At 70.0% G+C, this 22,986-nt stretch carries 22 protein-coding genes, 1 tRNA gene and 1 pseudogene; 9 read left to right on the forward strand and 15 right to left on the reverse strand.

The window, feature by feature from the left end:
* Positions 1 to 23: 23 nt before the first annotated feature.
* The 4 genes from ASD38_RS13200 to ASD38_RS13215 all read right to left on the reverse strand — a co-directional run bounded on the left by ASD38_RS13200 (position 24) and on the right by ASD38_RS13215 (position 3,251).
* Positions 24 to 980 carry an AAA family ATPase gene (locus ASD38_RS13200; protein ID WP_056436445.1) on the reverse strand — a complete coding sequence of 319 codons (957 nt, stop codon included), beginning with the start codon at positions 978 to 980 and terminating at the stop codon, positions 24 to 26.
* The gene (locus ASD38_RS13205) at positions 967 to 2,277 is read right to left on the reverse strand and encodes a hypothetical protein (protein ID WP_056460517.1); all 1,311 of its coding nucleotides are present in this window, start codon (positions 2,275 to 2,277) and stop codon (positions 967 to 969) included. The genes ASD38_RS13200 and ASD38_RS13205 overlap by 14 nt, the downstream gene beginning before the upstream one ends.
* Positions 2,274 to 2,915 (reverse strand): hypothetical protein, encoded by a 642-nt coding sequence (locus ASD38_RS13210; RefSeq protein WP_056460518.1) that lies wholly within the window; start codon positions 2,913 to 2,915, stop codon positions 2,274 to 2,276. Before ASD38_RS13210 ends, ASD38_RS13205 begins: the two co-directional genes overlap by 4 nt.
* A gap of 261 nt (positions 2,916 to 3,176) precedes the next feature.
* Positions 3,177 to 3,251: transfer RNA gene (locus ASD38_RS13215), tRNA-Lys, on the reverse strand.
* A gap of 126 nt (positions 3,252 to 3,377) precedes the next feature.
* Between ASD38_RS13215 and ASD38_RS13220 the strand changes: the two genes are divergently transcribed.
* Both ASD38_RS13220 and ASD38_RS13225 read left to right on the forward strand, forming a co-directional pair.
* Positions 3,378 to 4,103, forward strand: a complete 726-nt coding sequence (locus ASD38_RS13220; protein WP_056460520.1) for a hypothetical protein — start codon at positions 3,378 to 3,380, stop codon at positions 4,101 to 4,103.
* Between the two features lie 48 nt (positions 4,104 to 4,151).
* Positions 4,152 to 4,988: a DUF3626 domain-containing protein gene (locus tag ASD38_RS13225; RefSeq protein ID WP_056460522.1), complete on the forward strand. Its 837-nt coding sequence runs from the start codon at positions 4,152 to 4,154 to the stop codon at positions 4,986 to 4,988.
* A gap of 4 nt (positions 4,989 to 4,992) precedes the next feature.
* Here ASD38_RS13225 and tgt read toward each other — a convergent pair whose 3' ends face one another.
* Complete coding sequence (gene tgt / locus ASD38_RS13230) at positions 4,993 to 6,108, reverse strand: tRNA guanosine(34) transglycosylase Tgt (RefSeq protein WP_056436431.1); 1,116 nt, start codon at positions 6,106 to 6,108, stop codon at positions 4,993 to 4,995.
* A complete protein-coding gene (gene queA / locus ASD38_RS13235) occupies positions 6,108 to 7,241 on the reverse strand; it encodes a tRNA preQ1(34) S-adenosylmethionine ribosyltransferase-isomerase QueA (protein WP_056460524.1) in 1,134 nt (377 codons plus the stop codon). Before queA ends, tgt begins: the two co-directional genes overlap by 1 nt.
* Before the next feature lie 130 nt (positions 7,242 to 7,371).
* Here queA and ASD38_RS13240 point away from each other — a divergent pair, with 130 nt between their 5' ends.
* Together ASD38_RS13240 and ASD38_RS13245 are read left to right on the forward strand one after the other, a co-directional pair.
* Complete coding sequence (locus ASD38_RS13240; protein ID WP_056460526.1) at positions 7,372 to 7,971, forward strand: hypothetical protein; 600 nt, start codon at positions 7,372 to 7,374, stop codon at positions 7,969 to 7,971.
* Between the two features lie 40 nt (positions 7,972 to 8,011).
* Positions 8,012 to 8,989, forward strand: a complete 978-nt coding sequence (locus ASD38_RS13245) for an endonuclease/exonuclease/phosphatase family protein (protein WP_056460527.1) — start codon at positions 8,012 to 8,014, stop codon at positions 8,987 to 8,989.
* Positions 8,990 to 9,111: 122 nt separating this feature from the next.
* Here the strand turns inward: ASD38_RS13245 and ASD38_RS13250 are convergent, their stop codons facing one another.
* The 3 genes from ASD38_RS13250 to ASD38_RS13260 form a co-directional block, all read right to left on the reverse strand.
* Positions 9,112 to 9,579: a peptidylprolyl isomerase gene (locus ASD38_RS13250; RefSeq protein ID WP_056436800.1), complete on the reverse strand. Its 468-nt coding sequence runs from the start codon at positions 9,577 to 9,579 to the stop codon at positions 9,112 to 9,114.
* A 125-nt stretch (positions 9,580 to 9,704) separates the two neighbouring features.
* On the reverse strand, positions 9,705 to 10,553 hold the full coding sequence (locus ASD38_RS13255; protein WP_056460529.1) for a peptidylprolyl isomerase: 849 nt from the start codon (positions 10,551 to 10,553) through the stop codon (positions 9,705 to 9,707).
* On the reverse strand, positions 10,553 to 11,368 hold the full coding sequence (locus ASD38_RS13260; RefSeq protein ID WP_056460531.1) for a peptidylprolyl isomerase: 816 nt from the start codon (positions 11,366 to 11,368) through the stop codon (positions 10,553 to 10,555). The genes ASD38_RS13255 and ASD38_RS13260 overlap by 1 nt, the downstream gene beginning before the upstream one ends.
* Before the next feature lie 234 nt (positions 11,369 to 11,602).
* Between ASD38_RS13260 and ASD38_RS13265 the strand changes: the two genes are divergently transcribed.
* Complete coding sequence (locus tag ASD38_RS13265) at positions 11,603 to 12,976, forward strand: sensor histidine kinase (protein ID WP_056460533.1); 1,374 nt, start codon at positions 11,603 to 11,605, stop codon at positions 12,974 to 12,976.
* A gap of 12 nt (positions 12,977 to 12,988) precedes the next feature.
* Here ASD38_RS13265 and coaD read toward each other — a convergent pair whose 3' ends face one another.
* Positions 12,989 to 13,477, reverse strand: coding sequence for a pantetheine-phosphate adenylyltransferase (gene coaD, locus ASD38_RS13270; RefSeq protein ID WP_056436411.1), 489 nt, complete (start codon positions 13,475 to 13,477; stop codon positions 12,989 to 12,991).
* 50 nt (positions 13,478 to 13,527) lie between these two features.
* On the reverse strand, positions 13,528 to 16,311 hold the full coding sequence (gene gyrA, locus ASD38_RS13275) for a DNA gyrase subunit A (RefSeq protein ID WP_056460535.1): 2,784 nt from the start codon (positions 16,309 to 16,311) through the stop codon (positions 13,528 to 13,530).
* Between the two features lie 112 nt (positions 16,312 to 16,423).
* Between gyrA and sodC the strand changes: the two genes are divergently transcribed.
* The gene (gene sodC / locus ASD38_RS13280; RefSeq protein WP_056460537.1) at positions 16,424 to 16,942 is read left to right on the forward strand and encodes a superoxide dismutase[Cu-Zn]; all 519 of its coding nucleotides are present in this window, start codon (positions 16,424 to 16,426) and stop codon (positions 16,940 to 16,942) included.
* Here sodC and ASD38_RS24185 read toward each other — a convergent pair.
* From ASD38_RS24185 to ASD38_RS13290, 3 genes and pseudogenes are all read right to left on the reverse strand, one after another.
* A pseudogene (locus tag ASD38_RS24185) lies at positions 16,941 to 17,059 on the reverse strand (hypothetical protein); the annotation flags it as partial. The gene sodC and the pseudogene ASD38_RS24185 overlap by 2 nt on opposite strands.
* Positions 17,060 to 17,956, reverse strand: a complete 897-nt coding sequence (locus ASD38_RS13285) for a DMT family transporter (RefSeq protein ID WP_056436404.1) — start codon at positions 17,954 to 17,956, stop codon at positions 17,060 to 17,062.
* A 12-nt stretch (positions 17,957 to 17,968) separates the two neighbouring features.
* Positions 17,969 to 19,261 (reverse strand): adenosylmethionine--8-amino-7-oxononanoate transaminase, encoded by a 1,293-nt coding sequence (locus ASD38_RS13290; RefSeq protein ID WP_056460539.1) that lies wholly within the window; start codon positions 19,259 to 19,261, stop codon positions 17,969 to 17,971.
* Positions 19,262 to 19,335: 74 nt separating this feature from the next.
* Between ASD38_RS13290 and bioF the strand changes: the two genes are divergently transcribed.
* The 3 genes from bioF to ASD38_RS13305 are packed head-to-tail and all read left to right on the forward strand — an operon-like array spanning position 19,336 to position 22,081.
* Positions 19,336 to 20,490, forward strand: a complete 1,155-nt coding sequence (bioF, locus tag ASD38_RS13295; RefSeq protein WP_056460541.1) for an 8-amino-7-oxononanoate synthase — start codon at positions 19,336 to 19,338, stop codon at positions 20,488 to 20,490.
* Positions 20,490 to 21,164 carry a dethiobiotin synthase gene (bioD, locus tag ASD38_RS13300; protein WP_056460543.1) on the forward strand — a complete coding sequence of 225 codons (675 nt, stop codon included), beginning with the start codon at positions 20,490 to 20,492 and terminating at the stop codon, positions 21,162 to 21,164. The genes bioF and bioD overlap by 1 nt, the downstream gene beginning before the upstream one ends.
* Positions 21,161 to 22,081, forward strand: a complete 921-nt coding sequence (locus ASD38_RS13305; RefSeq protein ID WP_056436392.1) for a Gfo/Idh/MocA family protein — start codon at positions 21,161 to 21,163, stop codon at positions 22,079 to 22,081. Before bioD ends, ASD38_RS13305 begins: the two co-directional genes overlap by 4 nt.
* Here the strand turns inward: ASD38_RS13305 and ASD38_RS13310 are convergent.
* On the reverse strand, positions 22,078 to 22,890 hold the full coding sequence (locus ASD38_RS13310; protein ID WP_056436389.1) for a helix-turn-helix transcriptional regulator: 813 nt from the start codon (positions 22,888 to 22,890) through the stop codon (positions 22,078 to 22,080). The genes ASD38_RS13305 and ASD38_RS13310 overlap by 4 nt on opposite strands.
* Between the last annotated feature and the right edge of the window lie 96 nt (positions 22,891 to 22,986).

The following is a 22,986-nucleotide window of genomic DNA, read 5'->3' on the forward strand; positions in this document are numbered from 1 at the left end:
TTCCAGATTCATCGTGGGCAGGCTCATCGCGGAGCCTCGACCTGGTCGACCAGGCCGCGCACCACGTCGTCGACCTTGCGGCCCTCGATCTCGGCGGCCGGCGACAGGATCACCCGGTGGCGCAGGGCCGGCAGCGCCAGGGCCTTGACGTCGTCGGGGATCACGTAGTCGCGGCCTTCCAGCGCCGCGCGGGCCCGGGCGGCCACGGCCAGCATGGCCGCGCAGCGCGGCGAGGCTCCGCCCGACAGCTCGCCGGTGTCGCGGGTCGCCCGCACCACGCCGACGATGTAGCGGACGATGTCGTCGGTCAGGCGCACGGTCGCCACCGCCGCCACGGCCTGGGCGATGGTGGCGCTGTCGCCGGCCGCCTCGACGCCGAACGCTTCAGGCGAAGGCTGGCCGGTGCGGCCGCCATGGCTGGAGACGATCGCGGTCTCCTCGGCCAGGCTGGGCCAGGCCAGCACGTGCTTGAACAGGAAGCGGTCAAGCTGGGCCTCGGGCAGCGGATAGGTGCCCTGCTGCTCCAGGGGGTTCTGGGTGGCCACCACCATGAAGCGGTCGCTGAGCGGGTGGCGCTCGCCGTCCAGGGTGACGTTGCGCTCCTGCATGGCTTCCAGCAGCGCCGCCTGGGTCTTGGGCGGGGTGCGGTTGATCTCGTCGGCCAGCAGCAGCTCGCAGAAGATCGGCCCCTTGACCAGGGTGAAGGCGCTGGTCTGGAAGTTGAACAGGTTGGCGCCCAGGATGTCGCCCGGCATCAGGTCGGGGGTGAACTGGATGCGGCCGAACCGAAGGTTCACCGCCTGGGCGAAACACTGGGCCAGGAAGGTCTTGGCCGTGCCGGGCGGACCTTCCAGCAGCACGTGGCCGCCGGCGAACAGGGCCGTCAGCATCAGGTCGATGGTGTCGTTCTGGCCGACCACGGCCTTGGCCGTCTGCGCTCGGATTCGGCCGGCGAGCGCCTGCACCTCAGCGACGTTCACGGGTCATCTCCAGTCTCCACTGATGCCATTTAGCGGCGACCTTCATCAGGTCGCCCAACGAACGGACCATTCGGGTTTCTTCGTCCAGGTTTGATGCGCTGTCGGCCGCGCCGAAGCGCTCGCCCTGGCGATCCAGGAAATCGGTCAGGGCCTGGCCCTCGAGCCGCGAGCCGCCGGCGCGCGCGCCGCCGAGGGCCTTGGTCGCGGCGGCGCGCTGCAGCTCGGCGTAGCGCGGGGCCAGGGCCGGCTCGCGCTTGGCCATCCGGATCAGGCCGGCGGAATTGTCGATCAGGGCGTCCTTGCCCAGGGCCAGGGCCCGCTCGCCGCGCCGCACCGCCCGGAACCGCGCGGCGGCGTGCAGGCCCATCAGCAGGGCGGCGGCCACCAGGCACAGGGTCGCCCCGACGAACGGCGCCTCGAAGGCCAGCTTCAGCACGCTGCGCGAGCGGGCGAAGCCGTTGAGGGTGACGTCGAAGGCGATGGTCCGGCCGGCGTCCTGACGATAGGCCCGCCCGACGGCGCCGTCGTCGCGCAGCGTCCGCAGGATCCCGACGCCGGCGCGCGCCGTGCGGATGTCCTTCAGGCCCATGGTGTTGATCAGGTCCGGATCGGCCAGGATGTAGGTCTCGGTCGGCATCCGCCGGGCCAGCACGATCCGCCCTTGCGCGTCGGTCAGGACCGGGACCAGGCCCGGCCCTGACACGCTCTGCAGGTCGCGGATCGGGCCGGTGTCGACCGACATCCCTTCCGCCAGACTTCCCGGCGCGCCGACCAGCCGGCGCGGGCCGGCGCCCTTCGCGATCGCCGTCGTCGCCTTGGGGGTTCCGATCGCCTTCAGCAGGTCTGTCTGATCCCGCGGGGCGATGGGTTTCAGGTCGCTGACCCAGCCCGGATGCTTGGGATCCAGCCCGCCTCGCCATTTGGGCAGCACCACCAGGGTGCGCGAGGACAGCTGGGCGGCCTTGATGTAGGCGTCGCGTGAAACATTGGGGCCGGGCGTGAAGATGATCAGCGCCGGCTGGTCGCGGCTGAGGTCGCGCCGGCTGACCACCACCGGCTCGTCCAGGCCCCGCAGCAGGCGCACCATGCCGCCATAGCCGACGGCCGACTTCGACAGGGCGTGGGCCTGGCCGTTGTCGCCCGACTGCAGGTCCGGCGCGTAGGTCGACAGCACCACGAAGGCCGAGAAGGCGAAGACCCCGGCCAGGATCATGCCCAGCACGATCTTGGGCGAGAACAGCCGCCCGTCGCCGTCGCGCGGGATGTCCGCCGTGGTGATTGTCTGGGCGTCGCTCATCGCCAGGCCTCGGTGAAGGCGAAGCCCTCATAAGCCTTGCGGCAGGCGGCGAATTCGTCGGCCCCGACCGAGCGGCCGCCGAAGAAGCTGCGCTCCACCACACGGGCGATCTCGCTGAAGGTGCGGCGCACGCGCTCGGGCACGCCGTCCAGCTGGGCGATGTCGCGGCTGGTCAGGGCGGGCTTGATCAGGTCCGGGCGCTTGCCCTCGATGTCCTCGATGCTGCGGAACAGGATCAGGTGCACCGCCTCGGCGAAACGGCCGGCGGCGGCCAGCTTGTCGGCGTCCTCCAGCAGCGTCCGCGCCTTGGCGGCGGTGGGCCGCCAGGCCTCGTCGCCCAGGACGGGACCCTTGTTCGGCCTGAAGGACGGCCAGCGCGTGCCGATCAGCTCGCGGGCCAGGAAATACAGAATGATCACCGCGCCCAGGATCAGGCAGCCCCAGAACACGTAGGCCAGGTAGGGCGCGGCGGCTCCAAGGACCTTGCCGATCGCCAGCAGCCAGTCGGGCACATTCGGCGGCTTGGGCGCGGCGGTCGGCTCGAACTGCAGATCCTTGCCGCGCAGCAGGGCGTCATGGGCGCGCGCCAAAGCGTCCGACGCGCCGTCGAAACCCGGCGACGCCGCGTTGCGATCCACACCACTCCCCGCCGTCAAAACGCCCGCCCCTGAACTGCCCCGCCGCTACAGCTAGACGATTCAACTTTCGGTGTCGCCTTGAACCGAACGCCGACGGTCATCTCGTTTCGACCGCGCTCGCGGGAGTCGATTCGTCGCGGCCGCGCCGCGCGTCGAAGGTCCGTGGCCGCCGGCCTCGCCGCATTGGTCCCAACCCGCGTCGCCAACGCTGCCGGGCTCCGCCGAAGCGGTGATTTTAGTCAATCATTTCAAGGGAGAGGTTGGTGGGCCGGCTGGGATTCGAACCCAGGACCATTCGATTAAAAGTCGAATGCTCTACCACTGAGCTACCGGCCCGCATCGACACGGCGGGAGGCCGGTGGAAGCGGCGCGGACCATAGTCGGGGGGCGCTCGCGTCGCAAGCGCGCTTTCGCACCGAGAGGGAGATGACGAACGCGCCTTACTGGCGTTAGGCTGGCGGCATGCGCAGTCTCGTGCTTTTCGCCGTCGTCGTTCCCCTGCTGGCCGCCTGCGCGTCCAAGTCAGAGCCTCCGCCGCAGAAGATCCAGACCACCTCGGACGCCAACAAGGAGGGCATCAGCGGCGCGGCCGGCGCACCGCTGCGCGACATGAACCTGCTGCGCACCAAGATCCCGGCGGTCCTGCTGGAGGCGATGGCCGACCCCTATGCCCGTCCGCCCGGCAAGAAGATCAGCTGCGAGACGCTGATCATGATGGTCGCCCCGCTGGACCTGGCGCTGGGCGAGGACGTCGACCGTCGTCCGCCGGAAGACAACGAGGATCTGTTGGACCGCGGCAAGCGCATGGCCGGCTCGGCCGCCTTCGGCGCCATGGCCAGCGCCGCCCAGGACCTGATCCCGATGCGCGGCTGGGTCCGCAAGCTCAGCGGCGCCGAGAAGCACGACAAGCTGGTGCAGCACGCCATGGCCTCGGGCGCGATCCGCCGCGCCTATCTGAAGGGCCTGGGCGAGGCGCGCGGCTGCAACCCGCCAGCCACGCCACAGCACCTGGCCAAGCCGGCCGCGCCGATCGTCGAAAAGCGCTTCCCCTGGGAGAAAGACCAGCCGGCGGAAGAGACGCCCGCCGTCCAGTCGTCGGAAGTCGACGCGACGCCGGTGGACGCCGCCCCCGCCCAGCCGACATCGACGGCGAAGAAGAAGAAAAAGCCGATCTACAAGATCTGGTAGCCGGCGAATTCACCCTTGAGCCGCTCGATCGGGGAACGTGGCCGCACCATGGATGACCTTGTTTCCCTGGCGGTCGAGCATGTCCGACGGCGGTCCGACGGAGCGCCGATGCCGCCCGGGCTGGCCGTGACCCTGAACTTCCATCCCGACACCCCTTCGCCGGACGGAACGATGATCGAGCAGCTGGCCCGGGAAGGCGTCTATCGCTCGCAGTTCGAAACCCGCACCAGCAACGGAGGACTCACCGCTTATCCCGGCGGCGATCGGTGGCGGTGGGAGAGCCGGCTCTTCGGAGGAGCCTATGACGACGACCATGGGGCCGTCGTGGAAATGCGGCCCAAGTACGGGGCGCTCAACTATCTCGACCGCCCCCACGGCGGCTCACACCGTTTTGGATCCTGCCACCTGCGCCTGAACCCCGGCGTCCTGGGGCGCACGACCTTTTGCTATCCGGACAGCTTCATGACGCCCGAACGCTTCGGGACGGCGGACCGCATGGCGCTGATCGCCCTGGCCGTCGCGAACGAGGCGGCGTTGGATCTGCTCGACGACTATATCGAGGCCCACGTTCACGGCCGATTGAGCGTCGCCGACGATGTGGCCGCGATCGTGCTCGATCCCAGCTATCGCGGAACCACGATCGAAACGGCGGCCCGGAGCCTGCCCTGCGCCGTGGAGTGGCACGACGGCTTTCGATTGCCGCGCGAGCGCCTCGCCGATTGCGAACGATATCGAGGACCTGACGCGGCCAGGACGCTGGAGGCCCTGGAGGTCGACGGCTTTCTCACGCCCGCGGACATCGGCCAAGCCCGCCGGAACGGTCTGGACTACCAGTTGGCCAAATGGGCCTGGCACTGCGTCGCCCGCTTCGGGGCCGCGTCCTAGGGCGTCAGCCGCCCTGCTGACGCGCCGCGAAGTCCCGGCGGAACTGCTCGAACCGGCCTTCGGCGATGGCCGCCCGCATGGCCGCCGTCAGGGCCTGGAAGAAGGCGATGTTGTGCCAGGACAGCAGCACCTGGCCCAGGATCTCCTCGGCCTTGAACAGGTGGCGCAGATAGGCCCTGGAATAATCGCGGCTGGCCGGGCAGTCGCTGGTCGGGTCCAGCGGGTCCTCGTCGTCGGCGTAGCGGGCGTTCTTGATGTTGATCGCCCCGTCCCAGGTCCAGGCCTGGCCGTGACGACCCGAGCGGGTGGGCAGCACGCAGTCGAACATGTCGACGCCGCGATAGACCGCCTCGACCAGATCGATCGGCTTGCCCACGCCCATCAGGTAGCGCGGCTTGTCGGCGGGCAGCATGGCCGGCGCGTAGTCCAGCACCTCGCACATGGCTTCGTGCCCCTCCCCGACGGCCAGCCCGCCCAGGGCGTAGCCGTCGAAGCCGATCTCCCGCAGCCGCTCGGACGACTCCTGGCGCAGGTTCCGGAAGGTCGAGCCCTGCTGGATGCCGAACAAGGCCTGGGTGTCGCGCGTCCCGAAGGCGGCCTTGGAGCGCTCGCCCCAGCGGGCCGACAGCTCCATGCCCTGGCGCGCCCTCGCCTCTTCCGCCGGCCAGGCCACGCACTCGTCCAGCTGCATGACGATGTCGCTGCCCAGCAGGTCGGCCTGGATTTCCATCGACCGCTCGGGGCTGAGCACGTGCTTGGAGCCGTCGATATGGCTGGAGAAGGTGACGGCCTCCTCGGTGACCTTGCTGATCCCCGACAGGCTCATCACCTGGAAGCCGCCGCTGTCGGTCAGGATCGGCTTGTCCCAGCGCATGAACCTGTGCAGCCCGCCCAGGCGCTTCACCCGCTCGGCCGTGGGGCGCAGCATCAGGTGGTAGGTGTTGCCCAGGATGATGTCGGCGCCGGTGTCCTTGACCTGGTCGACCGTCATCGCCTTGACCGTGGCGGCGGTGCCGACCGGCATGAAGGCCGGCGTGCGGATGTCGCCGCGCGGAGTCTTCAGCACGCCCGTCCGGGCCGCGCCGTCGGTGGCCGAGATCTCGAAGGGAAAGGCGGCCATCAGCTTTGCTCGAGCCCATTCTTGTTAGTGGGGGCGCGGAACAGCAGACTGCCGTCGCCGTAGGAATAGAAGCGATAGCCGGTGGCGATCGCGTGCTCATAGGCCGCCTTCATCGTCGCCTGGCCGGCGAAGGCGCTGACCAGCATGAACAGGGTCGATTTGGGCAGGTGAAAATTGGTCATCAGCACGTCGGCGGCGCGGAAGCGGTAGCCGGGGGTGATGAAGATCGCGGTCTCGTCGGCGAACGGCCGCACGACGCCGTCTTCGCCGGTGGCGCTCTCCAGCAGGCGCAGGCTGGTGGTGCCCACGCAGACGATGCGGCCGCCTGCGGCGCGGGCGGCGTTCAGGGCGTCGGCGACCTCGGCGGGCACCTCGCCGAACTCGGCGTGCATCCTGTGCTCGGAGACCACGTCGGTCTTGACCGGCAGGAAGGTGCCCGCGCCGACGTGCAGGGTGACGAAGTGCAGGGAGACGCCCCGGGCCCTCAGCCGGTCCAGCAGGTCGGGCGTGAAATGCAGGCCGGCGGTCGGGGCAGCCACCGAGCCGTCCTCGCGGGCGTAGACGGTCTGGTAGTCGGCGCGGTCGCGGTCGTCCTCGGGCCGCTTGGCGGCGATATAGGGCGGCAGCGGCATCTCGCCGTGGGCGGCGACGGCCAGGTCCAGGTCGACGCCGGCGAAGTCGAAGGCCAGTTCGATCTCGCCGCCCTCGTGCTTGGCGATCACGGTGGCGTCCAGCATGCCGCCCTGGCAGGCGCGATCCTGGCCGTGGCCGAAGGCGATGCGGTCGCCCTCCTTCAGGCGCTTGCCGGGCCGCATGAAGGCGACCCAGCGGTCGGGCGCGACGCGGCGGTGCAGGGTGGCCTCGACCGCCACCGGCGATCCGTCGCCGCCGCCGGTCTCGCGTCCCGCCCTCAGGCCCATCAGCCGGGCCGGGATCACGCGGGTGTCGTTGAAGACCAGGGCGTCGCCCGGCCGCAGGAAGTTCGGCAGCTCGCGGACGATCCGGTCTTCCAGGCCTTGCCCCCCCGCCCCATCGGGTCGGACGACGAGCAGGCGCGCGGAATCCCGCGGCTCGGCCGGCCGCAGGGCGATCGCCTCCTCGGGCAGATGGAAATCGAAGTCGGACAGGCGCATGGGGCGGCTTCAAGGCCACGACGGGACGTCGAGGTCAAGCGTCGAGACGCCGCGTCTCCGGTCAAGCATCGATGGACAAACCGCGTCTTCCGCCACCATCCTGCCCGCTCGACGCATCACGGGGGGAACCATGACCGTCACCATTCATAGGCTGTCGGTGCTCTGCGCCTGCCTTTTCCTGACCGCCTGCAAGCCCGCCGTGGAGATCAGGAAGGCCGAGACCGCCCCGGCGCCGTCCACCGCGCCGGCCGCGACGCCGCCGGCGCCGGTGACCTTCTCGCACGATCCGGCGCTGGACAGCTTCGGCTTCTATTTGCCCGACAAGGCCATACAGTCGGGCGACCTCAAGCTGACTTCGCTGAACATCGGCCAGGCCAGCGACTTCGCCGACTGGGAGGCCGGCGGGCGGTCCGCCACCTATGCGCCGATCTTCATGTCGTTCGACGATGTCGCCAGCCCGACCGTCGAGAACGAGTTGGGCCAGATCGTCCATACGGTCTCGGTGCGGGTGATGCCGACCGCCTATCGGGTGGACGACCGGGAGCTCAGCTTCCACGGCGTCGATCCGCGCCTTGGGCAGGTGACCTTCACCGGCGCCTTCGACCTGGAGGCCCTGAAAGCCGCGAAGGCCGCCGGCCCGGGCGAACCCAAACCCGTCATGAAGGGTGACTTGCTGGTCGGCGACCGACAATTCCGCAATATCGGCTTCCTGTATTTCGGCGGCGACTAAGCCTGGCGCGAACGTCATGCGGTCGTGCTAAGGCGAGGCGATGCGTCTGGTCCTGAATCTCGGAAGTCTGTTCGTTCGCGGCACCGCGTTGATGTTCGCCCTGGTCGGCGCGACCACGGGGCTGCTTTGCCTGGGCGGCGTCTTCAACGACAAGCTCGACGCTCTGACCCACTGGGCCGTGATCTGGTTGGCTTGCGGCGTGGCGGGCCTGGTGCTCGGCGCGGCCTTCGCGCGCGACACCGAGCGCAAGGCCATCGTCGGCCTGTCGCTGGTCGCCGTCCTCGCCACGGGCGGACTGATGACCCCCGAAATCGCCGGGTCGTGGTTCCAGAAGACCAAGCCCAAGGCCACGCCGGCCCTGAAGCTCGTACAGTTCAACCTCTGGGCCGGAAATCACCACCCCGAAGCCACCTTGGCCTGGATTCTCGCCCAGAAGGCCGACGTGGTGACCATCCAGGAGGCGGGCGGCGCGGCCTGGCCGGTCGTCGCCGGTCTGCTGAAGGCCTACCCCTACCGCGTCAGCTGCGATGGCGCGCGCACTTGCGACACCTGGATCTTCAGTCGATGGCCGATGACCCAGAAGCGCGGCTTCCTCAAGGAGGGCCTGCCTCTGGCGGGGGCCACCGCGGTCGTGCAAGCCCCCGGCGGCGCCTTCCCATTGGCCGCCGTCCACTATGTCTGGCCCATCCCCGCGGGCCGGCAGCAGGCTCAGAGCCGGCTGCTGGTCTCGAGACTGGCGCCGTTTCCGCGCCAAAACCTCATCGTCGCCGGCGATTTCAACTCCACCCCGTGGTCCTTCTCCCTGCGCCGGCAGGACAAGGCCCTGGGCCTGGAGCGGCGCACCCGCGCCCTGGCCAGCTGGCCCAGCGGCGACTTCTCGCGGGTCGCCCGCGCGCCGTTCCCGATCCTGCCGATCGACCATGTCTATGCCGGCAAGGCCTGGAAGACCGTCAAGGTCGAGCGCGGTCCGAACCTGGGCTCGGACCATCGGCCGGTCGTGGTGACCCTGGCCCGCTAGAGCATTTTCGAGCGAAGTGGCGTCCGGTTCGCGTGAAGAAAGTGCGTTAAAACAAAGATCTAGAGCCACGAAAAAGGGCCCCGGTTTCCCGAGGCCCTCTGTTTCAACGTCGAGGTCGACGCCTATTCGTCGGCGGCGATCTTGGCGCTGAGGATCTTGCCCGGCGCGCGCGGCGGCTCGCCGGTCGGCAGGGCGTCGACGTTTTCCATGCCTTCGACCACCTGGCCCCAGACGGTGTACTGGTTGTCCAGGAAGGTGGCTTCGTCGAACACGATGAAGAATTGGCTGTTGGCCGAGTTCGGATCGGGGGTGCGGGCCATCGAGCAGACGCCGCGCACGTGCGGCTCCTTGGAGAACTCGGCCTTGATGTCCGGCTTGGCCGAACCGCCGCGGCCGGTGCCGGTCGGATCGCCGCCCTGGGCCATGAAGCCCGGGATCACGCGGTGGAAGACCACGCCGTCATAAAAGCCTTCGCGGACCAGTTCCTTGATCCGCTCGACGTGGCCGGGGGCCAGGTCGGGACGCATCTTGATCGTGACGGGCCCGGTCTCGAGCGTCAGCAGCAGGGTGTTTTCGAGGTCGGCCGACATGGTCATCCCTTGGGGGTTTGGAGAAGGGGGAAAGGAGTCGGAAGGCTTCTAGCCCGCTTTCCATAAGGGGGAAACCGTTCGGTTGGATCCCGAGGGCGGATCAATCGTCACAGCCCAGCTTGCAACTATCGGATGTCGACCGCCAGATCGACGTCGCAAACCGAGAAGTCGGCGCCCCGGGCCGCGCGCTTGCGGGCGATCTCGGCCTTGAACCAGGCGCTGGCCGTATCGACCACCCGCACGGTCGGGCGCTCGGCCGGCGGGATGTCGGCCAGCAGGCGCACCTTGGTCATCCGGTCCTGCGGCTTCTCCACCGGCTCGCCGGTCTTGATGGCCCGCACGACGTCGAGGCCGGTCAGAACCCGGCCGAAGGCCGTGTAGCGCTTGTCCAGCGACGGATAGGGCTGGCGCATCAGGAAGAACTGGCTGTTGGCCGAGTTGACGTCCTCGTCTCGGGCCTCGCCGACCACGCCGGGGCAGTAGGTCCCCCAGGCGGAGACCTTCTTGTCGGAGGTGACCTCGGCCCAGCTCCAGGCCTGGCTGACGACGGGCAGCGACTTGAGGAAGCCGACCTCGGTTCCGGCCGGGGCCGCGGCGGGCGCGAACGGCGTCGACGCATCGCGGCGGAAGGTGAACTCGGCCTTCAGGTTGGGCTTCTTCGTGCCGCCCTCCCCCGTGTCGTCCGGATCGCCGGTCTGGGCCATGAAACGGTCGATCACCCGGAAGAAGGTGCGGCCGTCATAGACGCCCTCGCGGGTCAGTTCCTGGTAGCGGGCGACGTGACCGGGCGCGACCTCGGGGATCAGCTCCAGGACGATCCGGCCCTTGCTGGTGTCGATGACCACCACGTCCTCGGGCGCGGGCGTTCGCCATTCCGCCGCCTTGGGTGGGGCGACCTTCGGCGCGGTCTGCGCGCCGCCGGCCAAGACGAGGCCGGAAAGAACAGCGATCGAGGCGACCAGCGGACGGATCATTATTTCACCTGTACGGGCACGGCGATGTCGCAGGGCCCGAAGGCCCCGCCCATTTCGGCCCGCTTCTTCTCGACCAGGGCCGAGAAGGCGGCCGAGCGGGTGTCCATCACCTGGATGCTCGGCCGCTGGCTGGCGGGCATGTCGGACAGTACCCGGACGGTCAGCATCTTGTCCTGCGGATCGGGCACCGGTTCGCCGGCCTTGATGGCGCGGATGGTCTCCAGGCCGGTCAGGGCGCGGGCGAACGCCGTGTAGGTCTTTTCCAGCGAGGCGTAGTGCTGGCGCATGAAGAAGAACTGGCTGTTGGCGCTGTCGGGATCGCCCGCGCGGGCCATGCCCAGCACGCCGGGGCAGAAGGCGCCCCAGGCGGCCACCCTGCCGTCGGCGGTCATCGCCGCCAAGGCGCTGTTTTGACTGTAGACCGGCAGAGAACCGACGAAGCCCATTTCCACCGTCCCCGCCTTGCCGGCCGGCGCGTAGCCGGGGCCGCGGCGGAACAGGAACTCGGCGGCCAGGTTCGGCTGGTCGGAGCCGCCGGTGCCGTCGTTCTTCGGGTCGCCCGTCTGGGCCATGAAGCCGTCGATGACCCGGAAGAAGGTCTGGCCGTCGTAGAAGTGGGCCTTGGCCAGCTGGCGCACCCGCGCCACGTGGTTCGGGGCGGCCTCGGGCGCCAGCTCGACGATGATCCGGCCCTTGTTGGTGTCGACCACCAGGATGTTCTCGGGGTCGGGCGTCCGCCAATCGGAGGCCTGCTGGGCGCTGGCGGCGGAGGCCGCGGTGAGCGCCAGGACGGCGGCGATGGACGCAAGCTTCATGGAGATCCCCGAAAGAACTGGTCTGACGGCGTAGAACGCCGCCGCGCCAACGACAAGTAGCGCCGCGTTAGAACGGACGATTCCGGCGAGTTTGGGGTGGCCGGCGCAAGACCGCCGATGCGCCGTCTCCTGATTCCGCCCGATTGACCGCCCCTGAAGCCCCGAAACAATGGGGTCGCCAACCAGCTTGGCGCGATGGGGCCCGGACCGACCGCGGCGTAGCGGAGAGTTGCCATGTTCGCCGGCGCGCCCGAAGGCCTGCAAGCCGACACCGCCAGACACAGGTCTCGCTCGCGCCAGCTGGCGGAGGGGTTGCCCGGAGGGTTCATCGGCCTGGATTCCGATTGGCGGATTTCCGACTGCAACGCGGCGGCCGAACGCCTCTTTGGCCAGGACCGGGAGGACCTGATCGGCCGCGGCTATTGCGACCTAGCCGGGCTCGGGCCCGACAGCGCGTTCGCCGAACTGGTGGAGAAGGTCGCGGCGACCGGGCGGCCCGCCGAGGCCGAGCTGCGTTTCCGAAGCGGCGATCGCGCCCGGCTGCTGGCCGTTCGGGCCTTCGCCTATGACGACGGCGTCGCCGCCACCTGGACCGACGTGACCGCGGCGCGGGCCGCGCAGCGCCGGCTGGCCCTGAGCGAGGAGCGGCATCGCGAGGTCGCGGACGGTGCGCCCACGGCCGCGTGGCTGAGCCGCGCCGACGGCAAGCTGGTGTTCATCAACCAGGCGATGGTCGACGCCCTGGGGCGTCCGCGCCGGGAGCTGCTGGGCGAAGGCTGGCTGCATTGGATCGATCCGGAGGACAGGCCTCGGCTGCTGGCCGCCCGGGACGCGGCGCGCGCGGCCCACGGCGCGGTCAGTTTCGAAGGCCGCTTTCGCCGGCCGGGCGGCGCGGTGCGGGTGATCGAGCTCTACGGGCGGCCGCGGTTCGACGCGCGAGGCAGGTTCTGCGGTCATATCGGCATCGCGGCCGACGTGACCGAGGCCCGCCGGTTCGAGCACCAGCGCACCCTGCTGATCAACGAGCTCAATCACCGGGTCAAGAACACGCTCACGACCGTGCAGTCGCTGGTTCGCCAGACGCTACGGGACCATGAGTCGGCCAGGGACGCGGAACCGGCCGTCGCCGCCCGCCTGATGGCCCTGTCCGCCGCCCACAACGTGCTCAACCGCGAACTCTGGACCGGCGCCGATCTGGCCGAGATCGCCAGCGAACTGCTGCGCCCCTACGACTTTCCCGATCGCTACACGATCATCGGCCCCAAGGCGCGGCTGTCTCCGAAGAGCGCAATCGCCGTCGCCATGGCGTTGCATGAGCTGGCCAATGTCGCGAATCGGCCGGACGCAGGGTCCGCCGATCACCGTCGTGTTCGGCTGCAGTGGCGGCTGGAGGGCGACCTGGCCGTGCTGGAATGGCGCGAACGCGGCGGGGCCGGCGACGCCGAGCAGGCCCTGGCAGGATTTGGCTCCGTGGTCCTGAGCCGGGTGATGGCCGGCGAACTGGGGCGTCCCGCCGAGCTGAGCTTCACCCCGGACGGCCTGGTCTGCCGGCTCTGGGCGCCGGTCATCGAACCGGAGGCGGCGGGCCTTCCGCCGCGCTCCAACTAGAGCAAGCCGCGCCTACTTCGTCAGCTTGCCCAGCAGTTGCTCGGCCACGCCCGGCGGCACGAACTTGTGGACGTCGCCGCCCAGGGCCGCGATCTCCTTGACCAGGCGCGAGGCGATGGCTTGGTGGCGCGGGTCGGCCATCAGGAACACCGTCTCGATCTCGCGATCGAGCTGCTGGTTCATGGCCGTCATCTGGAATTCGTATTCGAAGTCGGCCACGGCCCGCAGGCCGCGCACGATCATCTGGGCCCCGACCTCGCGGGCGAAATGCATCAGCAGGCTGTCGAACGGTAGGACCTCGATCTCGGCGATCTTGGTCAGGTGGGCCGTCTCGCGGCGCACCATCTCCACCCGTTCCTCCAGCGAGAACAGCGGCCCCTTGCCGATATTCACCGCCACCCCGATCACCAGCCTGTCGACCAGCTTGACCGCCCGACCGATGATGTCGAGGTGGCCGTTGGTGACCGGGTCGAACGTTCCCGGATAGAGACCAATCCGCATGCTTTTCCCTCACCCGGGCAATGCCCGTGGCCCCCTGCTCTTTGGGTCGCTTACGAGGTCTCGTCCGCCCCGTTTTCGTCGCCCGTGTTGTCGTCGCCCGTGCTGTCGTCGCCGCCGGCTTCGGCGAGACGCTCGACGCTGACGACGTGCTCGTCGGCGGCGGTGCGGAAGATGGTTACCCCTTGGGTATTCCGCGCTGCAACACGAATTTGCGAAACGGGCACCCGGATCATCTGGCCGGCGTCGGTGACCAGCAGGATCTGGTCGCCCTCCTCGACGGGGAACGAACCCACCAGCTTGCCGCCGCGCTTGCTGAGATCCTGGGCCGTCAGGCCCTGGCCGCCGCGGCCGGTGCGGCGATAGTCGTAGGCGCTGGTGCGCTTGCCGAAGCCCTCCGACGACACGGTCAGCAGGATTTCCTCGGCCGCGCCCAGTTCGGCGATGCGCTCGGGCGTCAGGCTGGCCTCGGCGCCCTCCTCCTCGGCCTCTTCCGGCGCGGCGGGCGCTTCCTCGCCTTCCTCGCCCATGGCCCGGGCCAGGGCCCGCTGGTGCTTGAGATAGGCGGCGCGCTCGGCCGGCGTGGCGTCGACATTGCGCAGCACGCTCATCGAGATGACGCTGTCGCCCTCGGCCAGGCGCACGCCGCGCACGCCGGTGGAGTCGCGGCTGGCGAACACCCGCACCTCGTCGGTCGAGAAGCGGATGCAGCGACCCGAGGCGGTGTTGAGCAGGATGTCCTTCTGGCTGTCGCAGACGGCCACGCCGACGATGCCGTCGCCTTCATCGAGCTTCATGGCGATCTTGCCGTTGCGGCGCACGTCCACGAAGTCGCTCAGCTTGTTGCGGCGCACGCTGCCCGAGCGGGTGGCGAACATCACGTCCAGGCCGTCCCAGGTGGCCTCGTCCTCCGGAAGCGTCAGGATCGAGGTGATGGTTTCGCCCGGCTCGATCGGCAGCAGGTTGACGAACGCCTTGCCGCGGCTGTTGGCGACGCCCTGTGGCAGACGCCAGACCTTCATCTTGTAGACCTTGCCGCCCGAGGTGAAGAACAGCAGCGGGGCGTGGGTCGAGGCCGAGAACACGCGGGTGACGGCGTCCTCGGTCTTGGTGGACATGCCCGACTTGCCCTTGCCGCCCCGGTGCTGGGTGCGATAGGCGGCCAGCGGCGTGCGCTTCACATAGCCGCCCAGGGTGACGGTGATGACCATGTCCTCGCGGACGATCAGGTCCTCGTCTTCCATGTCGGCGTCGCCGTCGACGATCGCGCAGCGGCGCGGGATGGCGAACTTCTCGCGCACCTCGACCAGTTCCTCGCGAACCACGGCCATGATGTTGGCGCGGTCCGACAGCAGGTCCAGATAGCCCTTGATGGCTTCGGCCAGGGTGGCGGCCTCGTTGCCGATCTCGTCGCGGCCCAGGCCCGTCAGGCGCGACAGGGTCAGGGCCAGGATGGCGCGGGCCTGCTCGTCGGTCAGGCGGATCAGGCCGCCGTCTTCCTGCACGGTGCGCGGGTCGGCGATCAGTTCGACCAGCGGCAGCATGTCGCCGGCCGGCCAGGACTTGGCCACCAGGCGCTCGCGGGCCTCGGTCGGATCCTTGGACGAGCGGATGATGTGGATGAATTCGTCGATATTGGCGACGGCGATGGTCAGGCCGACCAGGACGTGGCCGCGGTCGCGCGCCTTGCTCAGCTCGAACTTGGTCCGCCGGACCACGACCTCTTCGCGGAACTTGACGAAGATGTCGATCAGCTCGCGCAGGCCCATCTGCGAGGGCCGGCCGCGGTTGAGGGCCAGCATGTTGACGCCGAACGAGCTTTGCAGCGCCGTGTAACGGTAGAGCTGGTTGAGGATCACCTCGCCCGAGGCGTCGCGCTTCAGTTCGACCACGATGCGCATGCCGTCGCGGTTGGATTCGTCGCGGATGTCGGAGATGCCCTCGATCCGCTTATCGCGGACCATTTCGGCGATGTACTCGACCAGGTTGGACTTGTTCACCTGGTAGGGGATGGCGGTGATGACGATGGCTTCGCGGCCGGTGCGGATCTCTTCCACCGTGGCCAGGCCGCGCATGATCACCGAGCCGCGGCCGGTCAGCAGCGCCTGGCGCGGGCCGGCCCGGCCGATGATCTCGCCGCCGGTCGGGAAGTCGGGGCCCGGCACCAGGTCCAGCAGCTGGTCGGTGGTGACGTCGGGCTGATCGATCATCAGCAGGCAGGCGTCGATGATCTCGCCCAGATTATGCGGCGGGATGTTGGTGGCCATGCCGACGGCGATGCCGCCGGCGCCGTTGACCAGCAGATTGGGGATCCGCGACGGCAGGACGACGGGCTCCTGCTCCTTGCCGTCGTAGTTGTCCTGGAAGTCGACCGTGTCCTTGTCGAGGTCGGCCAGTAGCGACATGGCCGGCGGGGCCATGCGGCACTCAGTGTAACGCATGGCGGCGGGCATATCGCCGTCGACCGAGCCGAAGTTGCCCTGGCCGTCGATGAGCACCAGGCCCATCGAGAACGACTGGGTCATGCGCACCAGGGTGAAGTAGATCGAGGCGTCGCCGTGCGGGTGGTACTTACCCATCACGTCGCCGACCACGCGGGCCGACTTGACGTAGGGCCGCTCGGGCGTCTGGCCCTGCTCGTGCATCGAGAACAGCACGCGGCGGTGCACCGGCTTGAGGCCGTCGCGCGCGTCGGGCAGCGCGCGGCTGACGATCACGCTCATCGCATAGTCGAGATACGAACGCCGCAGCTCGTCTTCGATATTGATGGGGGTAACGTCCCCGCGGGACGCCGGCGAGGCCGGGGACCCGGGGATGGTGTTTTGATCGTCGCTCAAGGGAATTTTTCGCCGTCAGAATCGAACACGGAACCGTCAAAAACAGTTAGCATTCCCCTCGCCAAGACGCCACCTTCGCGGCCCCAGCCCTTGGCTTTCCAGGAGTTTTCCCATGCGTTTGACCGCCCTTGCCCTGTCCGCCGGCCTGCTGGTCGCCACCCAGGCCTCCGCCGCCGCGACGACCGCCACGGCCGAACTCAAGGGCGCCGACGGCAAGACGGTCGGGACGGCCACCCTGACCGAGGCGCCGCACGGCGTGCTGCTGCGCGTCGAGGTCAAGGGCCTGACCCCCGGCTGGCACGGCCTGCACTTCCACGAGAAGGGCGATTGCGGCGCGCCCGACTTCAAGTCGGCCGGCGCCCACGTCCACACCACGACCGCCGTGGTCCACGGCCTGCTGAACCCGGACGGCAACGACAACGGCGACCTGCCCAACCTGTTCGCCGCCGCCGACGGCGCGGCCACGGCCGAGCTGTTCTCGCCGCTGGTGTCGCTGAACGGCGCGGGCGGCCGCCCCGCCCTGCTCGACCCCGACGGCTCGTCGATCGTCGTCCACGCCAGCCCCGACGACTACAAGACCCAGCCGATCGGCGGGGCCGGGGCGCGCGTGGCCTGCGGGGTGGTGAAGTAGGCGAACGCACTGCGTCCTTCGAGGTCCGCTGCGCGGGCGCCTCAGGATGAGGGGCTTTTTGCTGAATTCCTCATCCTGAGGTGTGAGGCGAAGCCGAGCCTCGAAGGACGCAAAGCGCTAAGTCGCCTCGCCCTCGGCCGGCACGACCTTCTTCGCGGTCAGCGCCACCAGCGCCACCCCGGCCATGGTGGCCGCCGCGCCGATCACCAGCTGCGGCGACAGCTTGTCGCCCATGAACAGCACGCCGATCGTGCACGAGACCAAGGGCGTCAGCAGGAAATAGGGCGTCACCCGGCCCGCCTCGCGCCGCTGGACCAGCCAGAACAGCAGGGCGCTGGCCCCGATGGTCGAGACCACCCCGGCGAAGGCCACGCAGGCCCAGGCGATCGGCGCGGCGGTCTTCACGCGTTCGACGACGTTGTCCTCGAAGCCGAACGACATCACCAGCAGCACCGGCGCGGCGACGACGGCGGTCAGGGCCTGGACCTGCAGCGGCTTGGCGCCCGGCGTCTGGCGCACGAACACCGTGGCCAGGGCCCAGCAGGCGCTGGCGACCACGCCCAGCACGATGGCCGGCAGGTCGGCCGCCCCGTGCGGGTCCAGGCTCATCCACGCCACCCCGACGAAGGCCACCACCAGGCCGGCGACGGCCAGGGGCTTCATGGTCTCGCCCAGCATCTTCCAGGCGAACAGGGCCGTGAACGGGATCCACAGCTGGGTGGCCACCACCAGCGGGCTCAGCGACTTGGCCAGGCCGAAGGCGATGTAGATGATCCCGAAGTGGATCGGTCCCGACAGCAGGCAGATGGCCATCAGCCGCCTCGACCACGGGAACGGCGGCTTCAGGAACGGGACCAGGAACGCCAACGCCAGGGCGAAGCGCAGGGCCCCGACCATCATCGGCGGCAGCTCGGCGGTCGCCACCTTGGCCGCGGCGTTGTTCAGGCCCCAGGTCAGGATGATGGCCGCGATGGCTAGGCGCTCGAGGCCGGTCAGGGGCGTGTTCGACGACATGCCCCGCTTGGATCAGACCCCGCCGCTTCCTTCAACCCCGCCAGCGCCCACGACCTTGCGAATGGCGGCCGTCAGGATCGCCAGGTCGACGTCCGGCGTCGTGAAGGCCGGCGTCAGATAGACCGTCCTACCCATCGGCCGGATCCACGCCCCCTCGGCGGCGAAGGCGTCGCACAGGGCGCCGACCGCCACCGGCCGGTCGAACTCCACCACCCCGATCGCGCCCAGCACCCGGACGTCGACCACGCCCGGCGCGCCGCGCGCCGGCTCCAGCCCAGCCGTCAGCGCCGCCGACACCCGCGCCACGTCCGCCCGCCAGGCGCCGCCCTCGAACAGGTCCAGCGAGGCGTTGGCGGCCGCGCAGGCCAGGGCGTTGCCCATATAGGTCGGGCCGTGCATCAGGGCCGCCCCGGCGTCGTCGGACCAGAAGGCCTCGAACACCCGGGTCGAGGCCACCGCCGCCGACAGCGGCAGGGTCCCGCCGGTCAGGGCCTTGGACAGGGTGACGATGTCGGGCTCGACGCCCGCCGCCTGCATGGCGAACAGCTCGCCGGTGCGCCCGAAGCCCGTGAAGATCTCGTCGAAGATCAGCAGCACGCCATGCCTGTCGGCCAGGCGGCGCAGGGTGCGCAACACTTCGGGGTCGTGGAACAGCATGCCGCCCGCGCCCTGGACCAGCGGCTCGGTCAGGATGGCGGCGATCTCCCCGCTCCGCTCGGCCAGCAGGGCGTCCAGCGCCGCCTCCGACGCCGCGTCCACCGGCAGGTCGGCGATCACCTGGCTAGGCATCACGCCGGAGAACAGGCTGTGCATGCCCTCTTCAGGGTCGCAGACCGTCATCGTCGCCAGGGTGTCGCCGTGATAGCCGCCCCGAAACGACAGGAACTTGGTGCGTCCCGCCCGCCCCTGGTTGATGTGAAACTGCAGCGCCATCTTCATGGCGATCTCGACCGACACCGAGCCGGATTCGGCGAAGAAGGCGTGGTTCAGGTCGCCGGGCAGCAGGTCGGCCAGGCGCTTGGCCAGGCGGTAAACCGGTTCGTGCGCCAGCCCGCCGAACATCACGTGCGGCATGCGCTCCAGCTGGTCGCGGACGGCGGCGGCGATGTGGGGGTGGTTGTAGCCGTGGCAGGCGGTCCACCACGAGGCCAGGCCGTCGACCAGTTCGCGCCCGTCGTCCAGAATCAGCCGCGAACCACGCGTGGCCACGACCGGCAGCGGCGGCCGGGCGGTCTTCATCTGGCAGTACGGCCGCCAGACGTGGGGCGCGCCGGCGACAAGCCAGTCGGGGCTTTCGACAGTCATCGCGCGATCCTTCGTTGCCTAGCGGGGGCGCACTGCCTATGCCCTCCCGCTGCGAGGGGCAAACAGGAACCGTGATGCACAGTCTGGACACCTACGCCACCGACAAGATCGAGCGCCTTGAGGCCGCCAGCCTGCTGCGCCGTCTGAAGCCCACCCAGCGTTCCGCCGGAGCCCTCGTCGAGCGCGACGGCCGCAGGCTGCTGTCCTTCTCCTGCAACGACTATCTGGGCCTGGCCCACCATCCGGCGGTCAAGGCCGCCGCCCAGGCGGCGATCCAGACCTACGGAGCCGGCTCCGGCGCCTCCCGGCTGGTGACCGGCGACCACCCGCTGCTCTCCGAACTGGAGGCGCGGCTGGCGCGGTTGAAGGGCGCGGAAGCCTGCGTGGTGTTCGGCTCGGGCTACCTGGCCAACACCGGCGTGATCCCCACCTTCGCGGGCAAGGGCGACATCGTGCTGGTCGACGAACTGGCCCACGCCTGCATCTGGGCTGGGGCCCAGCTGTCGGGCGCGCGGATCATCCCCTTCGCCCACAACGACACCGACCACCTGGCCGAGCTGCTGGCCGAGCACCGCGCCGGCGCGCGCCACGCCGTCGTCGCCACCGACGGGGTGTTCTCGATGGACGGCGACATCGCCCCGCTGGACTGGCTGTCGGCGGTCTGCGAAGCCAACGACGCCTGGCTGCTGTCCGACGACGCCCATGGCGTGGGCGTGCTGGCCGAAGGCCGCGGCTCGGCGGCTCTGTTCCCCGAGGCCCAGATCCCGTTCCAGATGGGCACCCTGTCCAAGGCCCTCGGCTCATACGGCGGCTATATCTGCGGCTCGCGGGCCGTGGTCGACCTGATCAAGACCCGGGCCCGCACCCTGGTCTACACCACCGGCCTGCCGCCGGCCGCCGCCGCCGCCGCCCTGGCCGCGCTCGACATCATCGAGGCCGAGCCCGCCCTGACCGCCCTGCCCCTGGCCAAGGCCCAGGCCTTCACCAAGGCCGTCGGCCTGGCCAAGGCGGCCAGCCCGATCGTGCCGGTGATCATCGGCGAGGCGCAGGACGCCCTGGACGCCTCGCGCGCCCTGGAGGCCGAGGGCTTCCTGGTCGTGGCCATCCGTCCGCCCACCGTGCCGACCGGCGCGGCCCGCCTGCGCATCGCCTTCAGCGCCGAGCACCCCGACGCCGAGGTCGCCCGCCTGGCGGCCCTGGTGAAGCCCTACGTCAAGGCCGCCCCCTGATGCCCGCCCTGTTCGTCACCGGCACGGGCACGGACATCGGCAAGACCTATGTCAGCTGCGCCCTGATCCGCGCCCTGAAAGCCCGGGGCGCGGTCGTCGACGCCTTCAAGCCGGTGGTCAGCGGCTTCGATCCCAGGGACGCGGCCGGCAGCGATCCGGCCCGGCTGGCCGCCGCCCTGGGCGCGCCCGGCGACGTGTTCCGCATCGCCCCGCGCCGCTACCGGGCCCCGCTGTCGCCCAACATCGCCGCCCGGCTCGAGGGCCAGGCCCTGGTCCTGGACGACATGGTCATCGACGCCGTGGCCCGCGCCGCCGAGCTTCGCGACGGCCTGCTGCTGGTCGAAGGGGCCGGCGGGGTGATGTCGCCCCTGACCGACGGCGAGACCAATCTGGACATGATCGCCGCCCTCGGCGCGCCGGTCCTGCTGGTGGCGGGCTCGTACCTCGGCACGATCAGCCACGTCCTGACGGCCCTGGTCGCCCTGCGCGCCGCCAAGGCGGAGGTCGCGGCCGTGGTGATGAGCGAGAGCCTGGACGCCCCGGATCTGGCCCAGACCGCCCAGGCCCTGGCGCCGTTCCTGGAAGATGTTCCATTGTTTCTCGCGCCCCGGGCCGACGCCTGGAACGCCGCCGCCCTCGCCGACCACCTGCTCAACCTCTTGGGGACTTCATGACCCTGCGCATCGCCCCTCTCCGTATCGCGATGATCGGCCTGGGCGACATCGCCAGGAAGGCCTACCTGCCCGTGCTGGGTCCTCGCGCGGACCTCGATCTGGTCTTCGTCACCCGCGATGCCCAGACCCTGGCGGCGCTGGGCGCGGCCTGGCGGGTCGAGCGGCTGCACGCCCAACTGGACACGGCCCTGGCGGAAGGCCTGGACGGCGCCCTGGTCCACGCGGCCACGGCGGCGCATCCGGACATCGTCCGCCGCCTGCTGGAGGCCGGCGTGCCGACCCTGGTCGACAAGCCGCTGGCCGACAACGCCGCCGACAGCGAGGCCCTGGTCGACCTGGCCGAGACGCGCGGCGTCTCGCTGATGGTCGGTTTCAACCGCCGTTTCGCTCCGGTCTATCGCGACGCCGCCGCCCTGGGCCTGCCGCTGACGGTCATGCAGAAGAACCGCGCCGACCAGGCCGACCATCCGCGCCGGGTGGTGTTCGACGACTTCATCCACGTGGTGGACACCCTGCGGTTCCTGGCCCCCGGCGCGGGCGACGCGCGGGTGCATGGCCGGGTCGTGGACGGCCTGCTGCAGCATGTGGCCCTGTCGCTGTCGGGCGACGGCCGCGACGCCCTGGGCGTCATGAACCGGGTCAGCGGCGCGAACGAAGAGACGCTGGAAGTCTCGGGGGAGGTCTCGGGCGCCGGCGCCAAGCGGCGGATCGTCGACATGGCCCAGGTCGTCGACCAGTCGGCCCAGGACCACCTGACCCGGCGCGGCGACTGGACCCCGGTCGGCCGCCAGCGGGGGTTCGAGGGTCTGTGCGACCATTTCCTGAGCGCCGTGCGCGACGGGCGACGGCTTTCGGCGCTGGACGCGTTGGGGACGCACCGGCTGTGCGAGACGGTGGTGCGAGCGTTGGACGCCTAGGCCGTCCGTCTCCACGCCGTGGGCGACAGGCCGAACGCCCGGCGGAACGTGGCGTTGAAGTGCGAGATGTCGTTGAAGCCGATGTCGAAGGCGATGCGGGTGATCGGCTCGGCCGTATCGGTCAATCGGTCGGCGGCGGCCCGCAGACGCGCGCCGATCAGATATTGGCGCGGGCTTTCGCCGGTCACCGCCCGAAACAGCCGGATGAAGTGGAAACGGCTGACCTGGCCCATGGCGGCCAGGGTCTCCAGCCCGCAAGGCTCCGCGTAAGCGACATCCAGATGCCGGACCACCTCGCGGATGCGCCGACGCTCGACCTGGGTCGGCGCGGCCCGCCGCGTGCGACGCCCCAGTGTCAGGGCGCGGGCCGTCAGATCGATCACCTCCTCCTCGCCGAGACGCAGTCCGCCCGCCGCCCGCCGCACCGCGCCATAGAGCGGCGCGGTCTCGCGCGACGGAGCCAGGGCCGAGACGGCGAAGGCGGGATCGTCCAGCCCGTGATCGTTGGCGACCTCGGCCAGCAGGTCCGCATGCAGGGCGATCACCGCCCGGCGATTGCCGCTGGCGTCCAGGTGGCGGCAGTCGAAGCTCTCTCCGGCGTTGCCCAGCAGGATCGCGCCGGGCGTGGCGCGGGTCCGGCCGTGGCGGCCGCCGTAGTCGAAGGCGCCCGCCACGACGACGCCGATCACGGGGCCGGCGTAGCACTTCTCGATCGGGGCCGAGTCGTCGGTGGCGCAGCGCGCCTCGCCGGCGCCGTACAGCGGCGAACGGGCGGCCAAGGCGGGGCCGTGGGTCTCGACGCGGAACATGCAACGCCTCCGTCAGGGTGCGCGCCCATAGAACCCGCCTCGCCGCCTCTAGGCAACGGGTCTCGAGCAACACGCTCCGCGCAACAAACCCCAAGC

This window comes from Caulobacter sp. Root487D2Y (assembly GCF_001427165.1).
In the GTDB taxonomy this organism is placed as follows: domain Bacteria; phylum Pseudomonadota; class Alphaproteobacteria; order Caulobacterales; family Caulobacteraceae; genus Caulobacter.